We start from the raw sequence: 16,569 nt of genomic DNA, 5'->3' as shown, positions 1-16,569 counted from the left end.
CCGGTCGTCGCAGCACGGTGCGACCGCGCAGTCCGGTGAGGAAAGATGGGACTACCAACGGAGAACTACCGATGTGGAGGTGCGGGCCCATGCTGCACGAGCGAGCGGGCGATCCGGCCGGCCCCGAGGACCTCGTCGACGTGGCCCGGTTGGTCACTGCGTACTACTCGCTGCACCCCGACCCCGCGGAGCCCGGCCAGCGCGTCGCGTTCGGCACGTCCGGGCACCGCGGGTCCTCACTGACGACCGCGTTCAACGAGGACCACATCGCCGCGACGAGCCAGGCGATCTGCGAGTACCGCGAGAGCCAGGGAACCGACGGTCCGCTCTTCCTGGGCGCCGACTCCCACGCGCTGTCGGAGCCCGCCAAGGTCACCGCCCTGGAGGTGTTCGCGGCCAACGAGGTGTCGGTGCTCCTCGACAGTGCGGACGGCTACACGCCCACACCGGCGGTCTCGCACGCCATTCTCACCCACAACCGCGGCCGGTCCGCGGGCTTCGCGGACGGGGTCGTGGTCACCCCCTCGCACAATCCGCCCGCCGACGGCGGCTTCAAGTACAACCCCCCGAACGGCGGCCCGGCGGCTTCCGAGGCGACCGCCTGGATCCAGGACCGGGCCAACGAACTCATCGCGGAAGGCCTGAAGGGCGTACGGCGCATCCCGTACGCCAGGGCGCTGGCCGCCCCCGGCACCAGCCGCTACGACTTCCTCGGCACCTACGTGGCAGACCTGCCGCAGGTGCTGGACCTCGACGCGATCCGGGCGGCCGGCGTGCGCATCGGCGCGGACCCGCTGGGCGGGGCCTCGGTCGCCTACTGGGGACGCATCGCCGAACAGCACGCGCTCGACCTCACAGTGGTCAACCCGCTCACCGACCCCACCTGGCGATTCATGACGCTGGACTGGGACGGCAAGATCCGCATGGACTGCTCCTCGCCCTACGCCATGGCCTCGCTCATCGAGCAGCGCGACCGCTTCCAGATCGCCACGGGCAACGACGCCGACGCCGACCGTCACGGGATCGTCACCCCGGACGCCGGACTCATGAACCCCAACCACTACCTCACCGCCGCGATCCTCTACCTGTACTCCCACCGCGAGCAGTGGCCCGCGGACGCGGGGATCGGCAAGACGCTGGTGTCGTCCGGCATGATCGACCGGGTCGCCGCCGACCTGGGCCGTCAACTGGTCGAGGTGCCGGTGGGGTTCAAGTGGTTCGTGGACGGGCTGGTCAGCGGCTCGCTCGGGTTCGGCGGGGAGGAGTCGGCCGGCGCGTCCTTCCTGCGCCGCGACGGCTCGGTGTGGACCACAGACAAGGACGGCATCATCCTGGCCCTGCTTGCCTCCGAGATCACGGCGGTGACCGGGAAGACGCCGTCGGAGCACTACGCCGCACTCACCGCACGTTTCGGTGAACCCGCGTACGAGCGCATCGACGCCCCGGCGACCCGCGAGGAGAAGGCCCTCCTCGCCAAGCTCTCGCCGGCGCAGGTCAGCGCGGACACCTTGGCCGGAGAGGCGGTCACGGCGGTACTCACCGAAGCACCGGGCAATGGCGCGCCCATCGGCGGCATCAAGGTGACCACCGACAACGCCTGGTTCGCGGCCCGTCCGTCGGGCACCGAGGACGTCTACAAGATCTACGCCGAGTCGTTCCTCGGCACCGATCACCTCCGCCAGGTTCAGGAGGAGGCGAAGGCCGTGGTGTCGGCGGCGTTGGGCGGCTGACACCGCCGGTCAGCTCGTGGGCCGACCGTGCAGTCCGTCGAAGAGGATGGCGGTCAGCGCGTCGGCCAGCGTTTTCACCGACAGGCCGCGGTCGGGGCGGTACCACTCCACGAGGGAGTTGACGGTGCCGAACAGCAGCCGACTGGCGAGGTGCGGGTCGATGTCGGCCCGTATGCCGCCTTCGGCTGCCGCTCGGGCCATCAGCTCGGCGACCCGGTGGTCGAACTCGCGGCGTCTCGCGAGCGCCCGCTGTTCGACCTCGCTGTTGCCGTGCAGGCGCAGCAGCAGGGTGACGTAGGGCAGCTCGGCGGCGAGGACTTCGACGCTGCGGTGCACGATGCGCTTCATCCGGTCGGTCGCCGTGGTGCCCGGGGCCTGGTCCTCGTCGAGTACGGCGAAGAGGGCGTCCAGGGCCCGGCCGACCGCGAGCTCGAGCAGTTCCTCCTTGCCGGACACATGGTGGTAGATGCTCGACTTGCTGAGGCCCAGGCGCCTGGCCAGCTCTTCCATGCCGGTGCCGTCGTAGCCGCGCTCGTTGAAGACCACGACGGCGACCTCAAGGAGAGAGTCGCGGTCGTAGGCGGGGCGGCCGTTGCGGCCGGCTGGGCTCTGCACGGGTGTCCTGGTCACTCGGCCATTGTGACAACGACGGAGATCGGGGTGCCAATGGCGGACATCATGGTGCTCCTCACGGGAATCACTGCTCCCTCAGATCCCTGACCCGGCGGATCTTGCCGACGGAGCGCTCCAGCGTCTCCGGATCGACGATCGTCACGTCGACGGTCACCCCCACACCGTCCTTGATGCCCTTGCCGATCGCCGCGGAGGCGGCATCCCGCTGTTCGGTACCGGCGCCGGGGCGGGCCTCGGCGCGGACGGTCATGTGATCCATCCGCCCGCGCCGGCTGAGCTCGATCTGGAAGTGCGGGGCGACACCGGGAGTGCGCAGCAGGATCTCCTCGATCTGGCTGGGGAAGACGTTCACCCCGCGCAGGATGATCATGTCGTCGCTGCGGCCGGTGATCTTCTCGATGCGGCGGAAGGCGGGGCGGGCGGTGCCGGGCAGCAGCCGGGTCAGGTCGCGGGTGCGGTAGCGGATGATCGGCAGCGCCTCCTTCGTGAGGGAGGTGAAGACGAGTTCGCCCTCCTCTCCGTCCGCAAGCACCTCGGCGGTGAACGGGTCGACGACCTCCGGGTAGAAGTGGTCCTCCCACACGTGCAGGCCGTCCTTGGTCTCCACGCACTCCTGGGCCACGCCGGGGCCGATCACCTCGGACAGGCCGTAGATGTCGACGGCGTGGATGTCCATGCGCTCCTCGATCTCGCGGCGCATCTCCTCCGTCCACGGCTCGGCGCCGAAGATGCCCACCTTGAGGGAGCTGGTGCGCGGGTCGATGCCCTGCCGTTCGAACTCGTCGAGAAGGGTGAGCATGTAGGAGGGGGTGACCATGATGATCTCGGGCTTGAAGTCCTGGATGATCTGCACCTGGCGGGCGGTCATGCCACCGGAGGCGGGAATCACGGTGCATCCCGCGCGCTCGGCGCCGTAGTGCGCGCCAAGGCCGCCGGTGAACAGGCCGTAGCCGTACGAGATATGGACCTTGTGGCCCGGGCGGCCGCCGGCGGCACGGATGGAGCGGGCGACGACATCGGCCCACATCGACACGTCGTTCTCGGTGTAACCGACGACGGTCGGGCGGCCGGTTGTGCCGCTGGAGGCGTGGATGCGGCGGACCTGGTCCATGGGGACGGCGAACATGCCGAAGGGGTACGTGTCCCGCAGATCCGCCTTGGTGGTGAAGGGGAACCGGGCCAGGTCCGCAAGCGTGTGACAGTCCCCGGGCTTGACTCCGGCCGCGTCGAACTTCTGCCGGTACAGCTCGACATTGTCGTACGCATGCCGCAAAGTGCCCTGGAGCAACCGGAGTTGATGCTCTCGCAGCTCCTCGCGGGTCAGCCGCTCGGCGGCGTCCAGCAGCTCTTCGGGGAGCGGCTCTCCCAGGCGCGCTCCTACGGGCGCCGAAACCGGCGGGGCCGCCGAAGCCGTCTGTTCGCTGCTCATGGAGACTCCTTCGTCTTCGTGCTTCTGATACTGCGGCTGCGCCCGCGGAACTCCGCGATCACCTTGTCGCCGCGCAGAACGCTCACGTCGTAGATGCCGCTGCGGCCGAACCGGGTCCGCTCCCGTGCGGTCGCCACCAGTACGTCGCCCTCGTGCGCCGGGGCGACGAAGTCGATGTCGGCCCCGGCCGCGACGGTGACCGGGCCGTGGCTGTTGCAGGCACAGGCGAAGGCGGTGTCGGCGAACAGGAACAGATAACCGCCGTGAGCGATGCTGTGCCCGTTGACCATCGACGGGGTCACGGTCATCCGGAGTACGGCGGTCCCTTCGCCGTGCTCGAGGAGCTCGATGCCGAGAGCCCTGGACGCCTCGTCCGCGGCGAACATCTTCTCGGTCGGGCTTGAAGCCTCAGCGGGCCCTGCCTCGTCCGCGGGACTTGAGGCCTCCGCGGGATCTGAAGCCTCCGCCGTGCTTGAGGCCTTCGTCGGCGGACCCTCCGTCGGGCTCGAAGCCGTCTCAGTGGTCTGCGTCACCTTTTCCACCACCTTGTGGACCGACCGAACATTCGGTTAGCGTTCGGCACGGCCAAGTAATCCAGCATCACCACTGCCTGTCAAGAGGTGGAACGCATGCCCCAGAACAGCCCCGAGGGCCCCGACTTCTTCGCACGCCACCGCGCGCTGCTGGAAGAGGCGGTCGCCGCGACGGCGGCCCGGGACCACTGGACGCCCTATCCGGAGTCACCCAGCAAGTCGGTCTACGGCGAGGACGCCGCGAAGAACAGGGAAGCCGCCTTCCAGGACCAGCTCGGCGGGCACTTCGAGCTGGCCGGCCACCCCGGCGAGAGGCGCGTGCCGGCCACCGAGACCTCGCCGTACGGCTTCGCTCTCGGCATCACCTACCCCCGTGTCACGGTCGACGAGGCGGTGGCCGCGGGGAAGGCAGCCACCGGCCCCTGGCGTGCGGCGGACCCCGACACCCGTGCCGGTGTCGCCGCCGAGATCCTCGCGCGGCTGAACGCGGCGAGCTTCGAGATCGCGCACGCCGTGCAGCACACCACCGGCCAGGCCTTCGTCATGGCCTTCCAGGCAGGTGGCCCGCACGCCCAGGACCGCGGTCTGGAAGCGGTCGCGTACGCCTGGGCGGAGCAGAAGCGGCACCCGGGCGCGGCCCGCTGGAGCAAGCCGCAGCGCAAGGGCGGCCCCCTGGTGATGGACAAGAAGTTCACGCCGGTGGGGCGTGGGGTGGCGGTGCTGATCGCCTGCAACACCTTCCCGACCTGGAACGGCTATCCGGGCCTCTTCGCCAGCCTGGTCACCGGCAACCCGGTCGTGGTCAAGCCCCACCCGGGCGCCGTCCTGCCGCTCGCCATCACCGTCCGGATCGCCCGCCAGGTGCTGGCCGAGGCGGGCTTCGACCCGAACGTGGTGCTCCTCGCCGCCGAGGAACCCGGAGACCGGAGCGCCGGCTGCCTCGCGCTGCACCCCGACGTCCGGATCATCGACTTCACCGGCTCGACGGAGTTCGGCGACTGGCTGGAGAGCAACGCCCGCCAGGCCGCCGTGTACACGGAGAAGGCAGGCCTCAACACCGTCGTCCTGGACTCCACCGACGACTACCGCGGGCTGCTGGGCAACCTGGCCTTCTCGCTGTCTCTCTACAGCGGTCAGATGTGCACCACCCCGCAGAACCTCCTGATCCCTCGCGACGGCATCACCACCGACCAGGGCGTACGGACCGCCGACGAGTTCGCCGCCGACCTTTCCGCCGCACTGGACAAGCTGCTCGGCGACCCGGCCCGCGCCGCCGGCACCCTCGGCGCGATCGTCAACGACGGCGTACGCGAGCGCCTGGACCGGGCCGCGGTGGTCGGCCGTACGGTGCGTGCGTCGGCGCCCGTCGAACACCCCGAGCACCCCAAGGCCGTCATCCGTACGCCGCTGGTGGCCCGGCTGGACGCGGAGGCCGACCGGGAGACGTACACCCGTGAGTGGTTCGGCCCTGTCTCCTTCGTCATCGGCACCGACTCCACCGAGCACAGTCTGCGGATCCTGCGCGAGACGGTGAGCGCCCATGGTGCGCTGACCGCCGCCGTCCACTCCACCAGCGAACAGGTGCTGGACGCCGCCGAGCTGGCGGCCCTGGACGCGGGAGTGCATCTCTCGGAGAACCTCACCGGCGGTGTCTTCGTCAACCAGTCCGCCGCGTTCAGCGACTTCCACGGCAGCGCCGCCAACCCGGCGGCCAGCGCCACCCTGTCGGATCCCGCGTTCGTGACGGGCCGCTTCGCGACGCTTCAGTCGCGCCGGCCCGTCGCCCCGGTCGCTGCCGAGGAGAGCGCCGATGCCTGAACTCCGTGACGCTGTCTATCTGATCGACGGCGCCCGCACCCCGCAGGGCCGCTACGGCGGCGCCCTGGCCTCCGTACGCCCGGACGACCTGGCGGCCCTGGTGGTCGGTGAGGCGGTCCGCCGCGCCGGAATTCCCGGGGAGGCGGTGGACGAGGTGATCCTCGGTGCCGCCAACCAGGCCGGTGAGGACAACCGGGACGTGGCGCGGATGGCCGTGCTGCTTGCCGGGCTGCCGCACACCGTGCCCGGCTACACCGTCAACCGGCTGTGCGCCTCGGGACTCACCGCCGTGGCCTCGGCCGCCCAGGCGATACGGGCCGGGGAGGCCGACCTGGTCGTCGCGGGCGGCGTGGAGTCGATGACTCGCGCGCCTTGGGTGATGGCCAAGCCCGGCACTCCGTGGGCGAAGCCGGGGGAGGTGCACGACACCTCGCTGGGCTGGCGTTTCACCAATCCGCGCTTCACCGCCGAGGACAAGCCCTCCACGGGCGAGGCGGGGAAGACGACCCTGTCGATGGGCGAGACGGCCGAGGAGGTCGCCGCGCTCGACGGCATCACCCGCGCCGAGTCCGACGCCTTCGCGCTGCGCAGCCATCAGCGGGCGGTCGCCGCTCAGGAGGCGGGCCGCTTCGACCGCGAGATCGTGCCGGTGCCGGTGAAGGACGGCGAGGTGACCCGTGACGAGGGCCCGCGCCCCTCCACGACGCTGGAGAAGCTCGGCTCCCTGCGCACGATCTTCCGCAAGGACGGCATCGTCACCGCAGGCTCGGCCTCGCCGTTGTCCGACGGCGCCGCCGCCCTGGTGGTGGCGAGCGCGGCGGCCGTCGAGCGGTACGGGCTCACCCCGCGGGCCCGGATCGTCACCTCCGCCTCGGTCGGGGTGCAGCCCCACGTCATGGGCCTGGGCCCGGTGCCCGCCACCGAGAAGGCGCTCGCCCGCGCCGGCTGGGGGACCGGTGACCTGGACGCGGTCGAGCTGAACGAAGCCTTCGCCGCCCAGGCACTGGCGGTCGTCCGCCGCCTCAAGCTCGACGAGGCAAAGGTCAACGCCGACGGCGGCGCCATCGCCCTGGGCCACCCGCTGGGCTGCTCCGGCGCCCGCATCCTGCTCACGCTGCTCGGGCGGCTGGAGCGCGAGGACGCCGGGCGCGGCCTGGCCACGCTGTGCGTGGGCGTCGGACAGGGCATCGCGATGCTGGTGGAGCGCGTATGAGCACCAAGTACGAGTACGAGACGCTGCTGGTCGAGGAGCGCGAGGACCGGGTCGTCGTCACCCTGTACCGCCCCGAGGCCCGCAATGCGATCAGCGGCCTGATGATCCGCGAACTGCACGCCGTCTGCGACCTGTTGGAGCAGGACCCGAAACTGCTGCTGCTCACCGGCCACGGCGGCGTCTTCGCAGGCGGCGCCGACATCGCGGAGCTGCTGCGGCGCGGACGGGACGAGGCACTGCGGGGCATCAACAGCCGGCTGTTCGAGCGGGTCCGCAGACTGCCGATGCCCACCGTCGCCGCCGTCGACGGCTGGGCGCTGGGCGGCGGTGCGGAACTGTCGTACGCCTGCGACATCCGTATCGCCGGACCGGACGCCGTCTTCGGCAACCCGGAACCCGGGCTCGGCATCCTCGCCGCGGCCGGCGCCTGCTGGCGGCTGCCCGAACTGGTCGGCGAGTCGGTCGCCAAGCAGGTGCTGCTCGCCGGACGGAACCTCGACGCACCGGCGGCACTGGCCGCAGGGCTGGTCATCGACGTCGTACCGGCGGACAAGCTGCTGGACGAGGCGCACGCGCTGCTCGACCGCATGGCCCGCTCATCGGCCACGGCCCTGCGGCTGACCAAGCTGGTCGTCGACTCGCCCGGCGCCCACCCGGTGGCCGACGACCTCGCGCAGGCCGTGCTCTTCGAGGGCCAGGACAAGAAGGACCGGATGACACGCTTCATCGAGAAGAGGAGCCGGGCATGACCACCGCACCCCCCTCCGCACCCGCGGTCGTCGGCGTCATCGGCGGCGGCCGCATGGGCGCGGGTATCGCGCAGTCCTTCGCCGCGGCCGGGTCGTCCGTGACCGTCGTGGAGAGCGGCGGGCCAGCCGCGGCCGCCGCGCTGGACCGTGTCGCCACCGGCCTGAAACGGGCCGCAGAGCGGGGAAAGCTCACCGAGCCCGCCGAGCAGGTACTCGCCCGCGTCACGACGGCGGATTCGGTGGAGCACCTGCCAACAGGGGCAGAGCTGGTCATCGAGGCCGTTCCCGAGGACCCCGCGCTCAAGGCCCGGCTCCTCGCCCTGGCCGAAAAGGCGGTGAGCCCGACGACCGTGCTGGCCACCAATACCAGTTCCCTGTCGGTCACCGAACTCGCCTCCGTACTCACCCGGCCCGGACGCTTCCTGGGCATGCACTTCTTCAACCCGGTGCCCGCCTCCGAACTGGTCGAGATCGTCGTCGCACCGCAGACCGAGGCCGGCGTCGTCCGCGCCGCCCTGGACTGGACCCACGCCCTCGGCAAGAAGGACGTCGTCGTCAACGACTCACCCGGCTTCGCCAGCAGCCGCCTCGGCCTGGCCCTTGGCCTGGAGGCGATCCGCATGGTCGAGGAGGGTGTCGCCGAGCCGGAGGCCATCGACGACGCCATGCGCCTCGGCTACAAGCACCCGATGGGACCGCTGCGGCTGACCGACCTGGTCGGACTCGATGTCCGCCTGGCCATCGCCGAGTACCTGCACAGCACCCTCGGCGAGCGCTTCGCACCGCCCCGGCTGCTGCGCGAGAAGGTCGCCCGCGGCGAGCTGGGCCGCAAGACGGGACAGGGGTTCTACACGTGGGATTGACCGACGGACAAGGCATGAGGAAGGGCCATGAGGAGACCATGGCGATGAGAGGGCTTGCCCAGCAGGGGAAAAGGCATCAGACTAGGAACCGAACGAATGGTCGGTAGGGGAGTGGGGATGTCGATGACCAGCAGCACACAGGCGACGAGCCTGGAAGAAGACTTCGACGCCACGATCGAGAAGGACCAGCGGATCGAGCCCCGCGACTGGATGCCCGACGGCTACCGCAGGACCCTGATCCGGCAGATCGCGCAGCACGCCCACTCGGAGATCATCGGCATGCAGCCGGAGGGCGACTGGATCACCCGGGCGCCGTCGCTGCGCCGCAAGGCGATCCTCTTCGCGAAGGTGCAGGACGAGGCCGGGCACGGGCTCTATCTGTACTCGGCCGCCGAGACCCTGGGCGCCGACCGGGCGGAGTTGACGGAGGCGCTGATCGAGGGCCGGCAGAAGTACTCGTCGATCTTCAACTACCCGACGCCGAGCTTCGCCGACGTCGGGGTGATCGGCTGGTTCGTGGACGGGGCGGCGATCTGCAACCAGGTGCCGCTGTGCCGCTGTTCGTACGGGCCGTACGCGCGGGCCATGGTGCGGGTGTGCAAGGAGGAGTCCTTCCACCAGCGCCAGGGGTACGAGCTGCTGCTCACGATGATGCGCGGCACGCAGGCCCAGCGGGAGATGGTCCAGGAAGCCGTCGACCGCTGGTGGTGGCCGTCGCTGATGATGTTCGGCCCGCCCGACGACGACTCTCCCAACTCGGCCCGTTCCATGGCCTGGAAGATCAAGCGGCACTCGAACGACGAACTGCGCCAGCGCTTCGTGGACATGACCGTCCCGCAGGCCGAGAAGCTCGGCGTGCGGCTCCCCGACCCGGAGCTGCGCTGGAACGAGGAACGCGGCCACCACGACTTCGGCACCCCCGACTGGTCCGAACTGCAGCGCGTGATCAAGGGCGACGGGCCGTGCAACACCGAGCGGGTCGGCCGGCGCCGGGCCGCCCATGAGGAGGGCGCCTGGGTCCGGGAGGCGGCGACCGCGTACGCGGCGAAGCAGGCAGCGCGCGCACAGGCAACAGCGGCAGAAGGAGCGGCGGCATGACGCAGGACTGGCCCCTGTACGAGGTCTTCGTACGCGGCAAGCGCGGCCTGAACCACGTCCACGTCGGCTCACTGCACGCCGCCGACGACCGCATGGCCCTCACCCACGCCCGCGACCTGTACACCCGGCGCAACGAGGGTGTGTCCATCTGGGTGGTGCGCTCGGAACACATCGCCGCCTCGACGCGCGACGAGAAGGACCCGTTCTTCGCCCCCAGCGCCGACAAGGTCTACCGGCACCCCACGTTCTACGACATCCCCGACGACGTCCCGCACATCTAGGAACAGGAGACGACATGAGTGACGATCACGTCTACCTGTCCCTGGCCGAGGGACACGACGACAGCGACGCCCGCTGGGCGTTCGGCACCGGCTTCGAGGATCCGCTGCACGGCGTCGACCAGACCGTCCCCGACGGGATCGACGCCGGGGAGCTGGCCGCGTACTGCCTGGCCCTCGGTGACGACGCACTGGTCGGCGCACAGCGGCTGGCGCAGTGGTGCACCCGCGCCCCCGAGCTGGAGGAGGAGGTCGCGCTGGCCAACATCGGGCTCGATCTGCTCGGCCAGGCCCGCCTGTTGTACGCGCGTGCCGGGCAGGTGGACGGCACGGGCCGGGGCGAGGACGCCTACGCCTACTTCCGCCACGCGGACGACTTCCGCAACGTCCGGCTCGCCGAACTGCCGGGCGGTGACTTCGCGTTCACCATCACCCGGCTTCTGGTGCTGTCCTCCTGGCGGCTGGCCGTCTTCGAGCGGCTCGCCGTCACCACACCGGACCCGGTGCTGGCCGCCATCGCCGCCAAGGGCGTCAAGGAACTGACCTATCACCGGCAGTACGCCGCCGAGTGGGCGGTACGGCTGGGCGACGGCACCGAGGAGTCGCGGCGCCGGATGCGCGACGCGCTTGCCGATGTCGCCCCCTACGCGGACGAACTCTTCAAGGGAGCGGCGGAGGTACGGGACGAAGTGCTGGCCGTGCTTCGCCAGGTCACCGACGCCGCCGGGCTCGTCCTGCCCGAGGCGGCACCGGTGCCGGGACACGGCCGCGAGGGCGACCACACCGAACATCTGGCCCCGCTGCTCGCCGAGCTCCAGAGCGTAGCCCGCGCCCACCCGGAGGCGACATGGTGACCGTACTGGCCTCGGCCGAGACACGGCGGGCCCGGCGCATCGCCGAGCAGGTGCCCGACCCCGAGATGCCCATGCTCACCCTCGCCGACCTGGGCGTACTGCGTGATGTCGAGGTCGGCCCGGACGGCACCGTCGTCGCGAGCCTGACGCCCACCTACTCCGGCTGCCCCGCCATGGCCGAGATGCGCGCCGAGGTCGCCGCGCGGCTGCAGGACGCCGGGTTCGCCCGGGTGGAGATCCGGACCGTGCTCGACCCTGCGTGGACCACGGACTGGATCACCCCCGACGGCCGCCGCAAGCTCGCCGAGCACGGCATCGCGCCGCCCGGCGCCGCGCCCCGGCACGCTCCCGGGCCCGTGCCACTGACGCTCGCCCCCCTCAGGCGCGCGGTGGCCTGCCCCCGCTGCGGATCGGCCGACACCGAGGAGACCTCGCGCTTCGCGGCCACCTCCTGCAAGGCGCTGTGGCGCTGCCGCGCCTGCCGCGAGCCGTTCGAGTACGTCAAGGAGATCTGATGACCGCCCCGGCCCCGACCCACCAGGCCCGCCGCCGCCCGGCCTTCCACGCGCTGCGGGTCACCGCGGTCCAGCCGCTGTGCGAGGACGCGGCGGCCATCAGCTTCGACATTCCCGAGCACCTCGCCGAGGAGTTCGCGTACCGGCCCGGCCAGTCGCTCACGCTCCGCCGCGAGGTCGATGGACGCGACGAGCGCCGCTCGTACTCCATCTGCTCTCCCGTGGGTGCGCGGCCGCGCATCGGCGTACGAGTCGTCCCCGGCGGGCTGTTCTCCTCCTGGCTGGTGCACGACGTCCGCCCCGGAGACACCGTCGAGGTGATGGCACCGACCGGTGCCTTCACGCCCGACCTGTCGCAACCCGGCCACCACGTCCTGATCGCCGCGGGCTCCGGGATCACCCCGATGCTGTCCATCGCGGAGTCCGTCCTCGCCGCCGACAGCCGCTCACGCGTCACGCTCTTCTACGGCAACCGGCGCACCGACACCGTGATGTTCGCCGACGACCTCGCCGACCTGAAGGACCTCTACCCGGGCCGGTTCCAGCTGGCGCACGTCCTGTCCCGCGAACCGCGCGAGGCGGAGATCCTCTCCGGCCGCCTCGACGCCGACCGGCTCGCCACGCTCATCGACGCCCTGGTCGACGCGAAGGCCGCCGACCACTGGTGGCTGTGCGGCCCGCACGGCATGGTCCGCGACGCCCAGGAGCTCCTCGCCGGACTCGGCGTTCCCGCCGGACACGTCCACCAGGAGCTGTTCTACGCCGACGACGAGCCCGTACAACCCGTCCGTCATGTCGACACCGCCTACGACGGCCCCGTCAGCAAGGTCACCATCACCCTCGACGGCCGCTCCACCACCTCCGCCCTGCCCCGGGACCGCGTCATCCTCGACGGCGCCCAGAAGTCCCGCCCCGACCTGCCCTTCGCCTGCAAGGGCGGTGTCTGCGGCACCTGTCGGGCACTGGTCACGGACGGCACCGCGGACATGCGCCGCAACTACGCGCTCGAACCCGCCGAGGTCGATGCCGGCTATGTGCTCACCTGCCAGACGTTCCCCGTCTCCGACACGCTGACCGTCGACTACGACAGCTGAGCGACGCGGGAGCCCGCGTTCACAGACCTGAACTCATGTCATATGGGTGTACGTCGGCGTGGCTGCCGTGTAAAACTCCTCCAACTCCCTTACAGGGCTGACCAGTTGGAGAGGCAGGCGACCGTGAGCATTCCCCGGCGAACTGTGCTGGCTTCGGCGGCCGGTGTTACGGCGGCGTACGCCTCCGCACCGCAGGCCGCACAGGCGGCGGCCGATCGGACACCGGCGGCGACCGCGCGCACATTGCGCGCGGCGGCCGACTACGCGGTGGACAAGATCCGTGCCGTCGCGCCCGGAGTGAGCGCCTTTCCCGTCGGGACGAAGTTCGAGAAGTGGACCTACTCCCAGAACGGTGACTGGGTCGGCGGATTCTGGCCGGGAACGCTCTGGATGGCATGGCTCTACAGCAAGGACGACGCCTTCCGCACACTGGCGCTCGACTCGGCGAAAAAGCTCGCCCCCCGCCAGTACGACACAGGCACGCACGATCTCGGATTCCTGTTCTCACCGTCGTGGGTGACCGCATGGCGTCTGACGGGTGGCGACACCTGGCGGGCCGGTGCCTTACAGGCGGCCGATTCGCTGATCCAGCGGTACAACCCGCGCGGGCGCTTCATCCGGGCGTGGGGCGCACTGAATGATCCGAACAACGCGGGCCGCGTCATCATCGACACGATGATGAATCTCGACCTGCTGGCATTCGCCAGCCGGCAGACCGGCGACGGCAAATATCTCGACATCGCCGTGGAGCACGCGAAGACCGCTCAGCAGGTGTTCCCGAGACCGGACGGATCGACCCCGCACGTATTCGACTTCGACCCGGCCACCGGAGCGCAGATCGGCCCGGGCACCGTGCAGGGCTATAGCCCCACCTCGTGCTGGTCGCGCGGACAGGCGTGGGGGCTGTACGGATTCACCACGATCTACCGCCGGACCGGGAACCGGCAGTTCCTGGCCACCGCACGCAAACTCGCCGACTTCGCGGTGGGCGCGCTGGGCGCTGACCACGTCCCTGTGTGGGACTACCGCGCACCGCAGCAGCCCCACGACATCAAGGACGCCTCAGCCGGCGCGATCATGGCCTGCGGCCTTCTCGACCTGTCCGCCGTAACGGGCAGGCAGGACTACCGCTCGGTCGCGCTCCGGATACTCACCGCGCTGTCACAGACCTGCCTGACGGACAAGTCCTCCCGCGCCGAGGCGGTCGTCGCCCGCTGCACCCGTAACCGGCCGGCCGAGGACGGGATCGAGATCTCGCTTCCCTACGCCGACTACTACCTGCTGGAAGGCATCCTGCGCGTGCTGCAGCCGCAGGACGTCGACCGGGCGATCGACCTGTCCGCACTCTGAGTACTGACGGCCTCTAGTCGAGGCGGGAGACCTGGTAGTGGGTGATGTACCAGCCCTCCTCCACGCGCTTCACCAGTACGCCGAGCTTGAGCCCGAGGGTGGGGCGGTCGGTGAACGAGAAGTCGACGTCCAGGTAACCGAGTACGAGGTCGTCGGCGAGGCGTCTGGTTTCGAGGATCCGGTACGCGGCCGCCATCCCGATGGGCTGGGAGTCGTAGTAGGCGGCGATCCCCGGCCTTCCGACGCTGTACGGGTGCAGTCCTTGGAAGATCGCGTCCTCGGTGAACTGTGCGGCGACCTGCTGCGGTTCGTGTGCGTCGACGGCCGCCTTCCACCGGTCGAGAACGCCGCGCAGGATCGCTTCACTGTCTGTCGTGCTGCTCATCAGGCTTCTCCTGTTGCCGGAGTCGGGTCAGTGGCCGGCGCTCATTCCGCCGTCCACATGGAGGATCTCGCCGGTGACGAACGGGGCGTTCTCCAGGTAGATCACCGCGTCGACGATGTCGCTCTGCTCGCCCATCCGGCCGACCGGATGCAGAGCGGCGAGGGCCTCATGGGTCTCCTCGGGGTGCATGGGGGTCTTGATGGTGCCCGGTGAGACGGCGTTGCTGCGGATGCCGCGCGTGGCGTACTCGATGGCGAGGGACTTGGTGGCGGACTGCAGGCCGCCCTTGGTCAACGAGGCCAGCACGGAGGGGACATTGGAGTTGGCGTTGTCCACCAGGCTGGTGGTGACGTTGACGATATGGCCGCCGCCCTGGGCGAGCATGTGCTCGGTGGCCAGCTGAGTGATCCGGAAGAAGCCGGCGAGGTTCACACCGGTCACGGCGGCGTAGTCGTCCCCGGTGTAGTCGGTGAAGGGCTTGGCGACGAAGAGGCCGGCGTTGTTGACCAGGGTGTCGATACGTCCGAACCGCTCGACACCGGCGGCGATGACACGTTCGGCGGTGGCGGGGTCGGCGATGTCGCCCTGGACGGTCAGGACGTCCGCGTCGTTGGAGGGGGCGATCGTGCGCGAGGTGGCGACGACGGCGTAGCCGAGCTTGCGGTAGGCGTCGACGAGGCCGGCGCCGATGCCCTGCGAGGCACCGGTGATGACTGCGACCTTCTGGTTCTGAGTGCTCATGATGACCTTTTCCGGGTGGGAGTGGGGCTTCTCGACCGGCCCTTCGATTACTAGCCGACCGGTCGACTAACGCGAAGGTAGGTCGTTCCGGGTGGAGAAGTCAAAGGTCAACAGGGCTCTGGCCAGGACTGACTTCCTCGCAGTTGGAAGGCGCAGCCTTCCAGCCCATGTCAGCGGGAGGGCGCCGGAGTTTTCCTGCCCGACGTGGCTTGGGCAACGGCGAAGGCCGTCTCCTCATCCTGAGGAGACGGCCTTCGGCCTGCGGTGGAGTAAGGGGCGGCAGGATTCGATCCTGAGACCCCTTGCGGTGGCGGCGGTGTCTACTCCCAGCCGACGACCTTGAAGTTCTTGTCGACGAAGACGTGGTGCGGCCAGTTGACGCTGATGTTGTGGACCTCGTACTCACCGCCGCTCAGTTCGACCACGCGGTCGCTGATGCCTCCGGGGACGACGGCCTGCGCGGCCTTGACCGCCTTGTACGCGGTCGTACCGTTGATGATCGTCCCTTCACCCTCGGTGTAGTCAGGGATGTGACCGACCGACTTGTCCGGTGACGGGGTCCCCTGCTGGAAGGCGATCACCCCTGCCGCTTCGGCGGCCGCTGCTCCGCCGTCGCCTCCGCGCTGGACGACGACCTGCGTCGCGGCGATATCCGCGCTGTCCACCACCCCGATGACGAGGACGCTCACACCCTCCTTCACGGCTTTGGCCGAGGCTCCAGTGGTCTTCGTGCCGGAGGTCTCGGTCACCGTCACCTTCACGCCCGTCGCCGTCGTCATGGTGAAGCCCGAGGTGGACACGGTGTCGACGATGCCGGTTGCACCGCCGTCGGACGGGTCGGCCGCGGGGCCGCCGCCCGAGGGTCCGGTGGGCGTCGGGGTCGGCGAGGTCGTGGCCGCGATGGAAGGAGACGACGAGGAATCCGCGGCGGCGGACGTACCGCCGAGGGTGGCTCCGGCCACCGCACACGCCAGCCCGGCAGCCATGGTCCACACACTTCTCCGTGACAGCATCCGCCGCGGGAAGGGCTGGGAGGCTCGTCCGGTCCTGACCGTGGGGGTGGGCTCGGGCGAAGAGTCATGTGTCGGGTCGTGGTCATACATGGTGGGGGTTCCCTTCGCTGGGGCAACTACTTCCCAGCCTGGTCGCCGTTCATATGAGGGCGCTCATGGAGCCCTTAAAAACTCCTAACAAATGTGCCGCCGCACCCCACCAGCCCCTTGCGGCGGGCAAGTTGTCCATCCGCACGGTTCACCTTTGCGACCATTCCATGCATTGCCCCCATG

Annotated in this window: 17 protein-coding genes; 11 read left to right on the top strand and 6 right to left on the bottom strand. The window is 70.1% G+C overall.

Going from position 1 to position 16,569, the window contains the following annotated elements; genetic code table 11:
- The first annotated feature begins 89 nt into the window (after positions 1 to 89).
- Positions 90 to 1,730, top strand: a complete 1,641-nt coding sequence (pgm, locus tag OG266_RS02205) for a phosphoglucomutase (alpha-D-glucose-1,6-bisphosphate-dependent) (protein ID WP_371542081.1) — start codon at positions 90 to 92, stop codon at positions 1,728 to 1,730.
- A 9-nt stretch (positions 1,731 to 1,739) separates the two neighbouring features.
- On the opposite strand, the gene OG266_RS02200 is transcribed toward pgm, so the two are convergent.
- The 3 genes from OG266_RS02200 to paaI form a co-directional block, all read right to left on the bottom strand.
- Complete coding sequence (locus tag OG266_RS02200) at positions 1,740 to 2,360, bottom strand: TetR/AcrR family transcriptional regulator (RefSeq protein WP_371542079.1); 621 nt, start codon at positions 2,358 to 2,360, stop codon at positions 1,740 to 1,742.
- A gap of 67 nt (positions 2,361 to 2,427) precedes the next feature.
- The gene (paaK, locus tag OG266_RS02195) at positions 2,428 to 3,792 is read right to left on the bottom strand and encodes a phenylacetate--CoA ligase PaaK (RefSeq protein ID WP_371542076.1); all 1,365 of its coding nucleotides are present in this window, start codon (positions 3,790 to 3,792) and stop codon (positions 2,428 to 2,430) included.
- Positions 3,789 to 4,178: a hydroxyphenylacetyl-CoA thioesterase PaaI gene (paaI, locus tag OG266_RS02190; protein ID WP_371552614.1), complete on the bottom strand. Its 390-nt coding sequence runs from the start codon at positions 4,176 to 4,178 to the stop codon at positions 3,789 to 3,791. The genes paaK and paaI overlap by 4 nt, the downstream gene beginning before the upstream one ends.
- A gap of 243 nt (positions 4,179 to 4,421) precedes the next feature.
- On the opposite strand from paaI, the gene paaN reads away from it, so the two are divergent.
- The 10 genes from paaN to OG266_RS02140 all read left to right on the top strand — a co-directional run bounded on the left by paaN (position 4,422) and on the right by OG266_RS02140 (position 14,157).
- Entirely contained in the window at positions 4,422 to 6,143 is a 1,722-nt protein-coding gene (gene paaN / locus OG266_RS02185) for a phenylacetic acid degradation protein PaaN (protein WP_371542073.1), read from the top strand.
- Complete coding sequence (locus OG266_RS02180; RefSeq protein WP_371542070.1) at positions 6,136 to 7,356, top strand: acetyl-CoA C-acyltransferase; 1,221 nt, start codon at positions 6,136 to 6,138, stop codon at positions 7,354 to 7,356. Before paaN ends, OG266_RS02180 begins: the two co-directional genes overlap by 8 nt.
- Entirely contained in the window at positions 7,353 to 8,105 is a 753-nt protein-coding gene (locus tag OG266_RS02175; RefSeq protein ID WP_371542067.1) for an enoyl-CoA hydratase/isomerase family protein, read from the top strand. Before OG266_RS02180 ends, OG266_RS02175 begins: the two co-directional genes overlap by 4 nt.
- Positions 8,102 to 8,968 (top strand): 3-hydroxyacyl-CoA dehydrogenase family protein, encoded by an 867-nt coding sequence (locus OG266_RS02170; protein WP_371542065.1) that lies wholly within the window; start codon positions 8,102 to 8,104, stop codon positions 8,966 to 8,968. The genes OG266_RS02175 and OG266_RS02170 overlap by 4 nt, the downstream gene beginning before the upstream one ends.
- Before the next feature lie 123 nt (positions 8,969 to 9,091).
- Complete coding sequence (paaA, locus tag OG266_RS02165; protein WP_329543579.1) at positions 9,092 to 10,066, top strand: 1,2-phenylacetyl-CoA epoxidase subunit PaaA; 975 nt, start codon at positions 9,092 to 9,094, stop codon at positions 10,064 to 10,066.
- A complete protein-coding gene (gene paaB, locus OG266_RS02160) occupies positions 10,063 to 10,347 on the top strand; it encodes a 1,2-phenylacetyl-CoA epoxidase subunit PaaB (RefSeq protein WP_266471115.1) in 285 nt (94 codons plus the stop codon). The genes paaA and paaB overlap by 4 nt, the downstream gene beginning before the upstream one ends.
- Before the next feature lie 14 nt (positions 10,348 to 10,361).
- Complete coding sequence (gene paaC, locus OG266_RS02155; RefSeq protein ID WP_371542062.1) at positions 10,362 to 11,198, top strand: 1,2-phenylacetyl-CoA epoxidase subunit PaaC; 837 nt, start codon at positions 10,362 to 10,364, stop codon at positions 11,196 to 11,198.
- Positions 11,192 to 11,713 (top strand): 1,2-phenylacetyl-CoA epoxidase subunit PaaD, encoded by a 522-nt coding sequence (gene paaD / locus OG266_RS02150; RefSeq protein WP_371542059.1) that lies wholly within the window; start codon positions 11,192 to 11,194, stop codon positions 11,711 to 11,713. The genes paaC and paaD overlap by 7 nt, the downstream gene beginning before the upstream one ends.
- Positions 11,713 to 12,807: a 1,2-phenylacetyl-CoA epoxidase subunit PaaE gene (paaE, locus tag OG266_RS02145; protein ID WP_371542056.1), complete on the top strand. Its 1,095-nt coding sequence runs from the start codon at positions 11,713 to 11,715 to the stop codon at positions 12,805 to 12,807. Before paaD ends, paaE begins: the two co-directional genes overlap by 1 nt.
- A 123-nt stretch (positions 12,808 to 12,930) precedes the next feature.
- Positions 12,931 to 14,157 (top strand): glucuronyl hydrolase, encoded by a 1,227-nt coding sequence (locus tag OG266_RS02140; protein ID WP_371542054.1) that lies wholly within the window; start codon positions 12,931 to 12,933, stop codon positions 14,155 to 14,157.
- A gap of 13 nt (positions 14,158 to 14,170) precedes the next feature.
- Here OG266_RS02140 and OG266_RS02135 read toward each other — a convergent pair whose 3' ends face one another.
- The 3 genes from OG266_RS02135 to OG266_RS02125 all read right to left on the bottom strand — a co-directional run bounded on the left by OG266_RS02135 (position 14,171) and on the right by OG266_RS02125 (position 16,269).
- Entirely contained in the window at positions 14,171 to 14,542 is a 372-nt protein-coding gene (locus OG266_RS02135; RefSeq protein WP_371542051.1) for a hypothetical protein, read from the bottom strand.
- 27 nt (positions 14,543 to 14,569) lie between these two features.
- Positions 14,570 to 15,283 (bottom strand): SDR family NAD(P)-dependent oxidoreductase, encoded by a 714-nt coding sequence (locus OG266_RS02130; protein ID WP_371542048.1) that lies wholly within the window; start codon positions 15,281 to 15,283, stop codon positions 14,570 to 14,572.
- Positions 15,284 to 15,603: 320 nt separating this feature from the next.
- Positions 15,604 to 16,269: a hypothetical protein gene (locus OG266_RS02125; protein ID WP_371542046.1), complete on the bottom strand. Its 666-nt coding sequence runs from the start codon at positions 16,267 to 16,269 to the stop codon at positions 15,604 to 15,606.
- Positions 16,270 to 16,569: the final 300 nt, after the last annotated feature.

The sequence above is a fragment of the Streptomyces sp. NBC_00554 genome (assembly GCF_041431135.1).
Lineage (GTDB): Bacteria > Actinomycetota > Actinomycetes > Streptomycetales > Streptomycetaceae > Streptomyces.
This window is presented reverse-complemented; position numbering and strand designations above follow the sequence as displayed.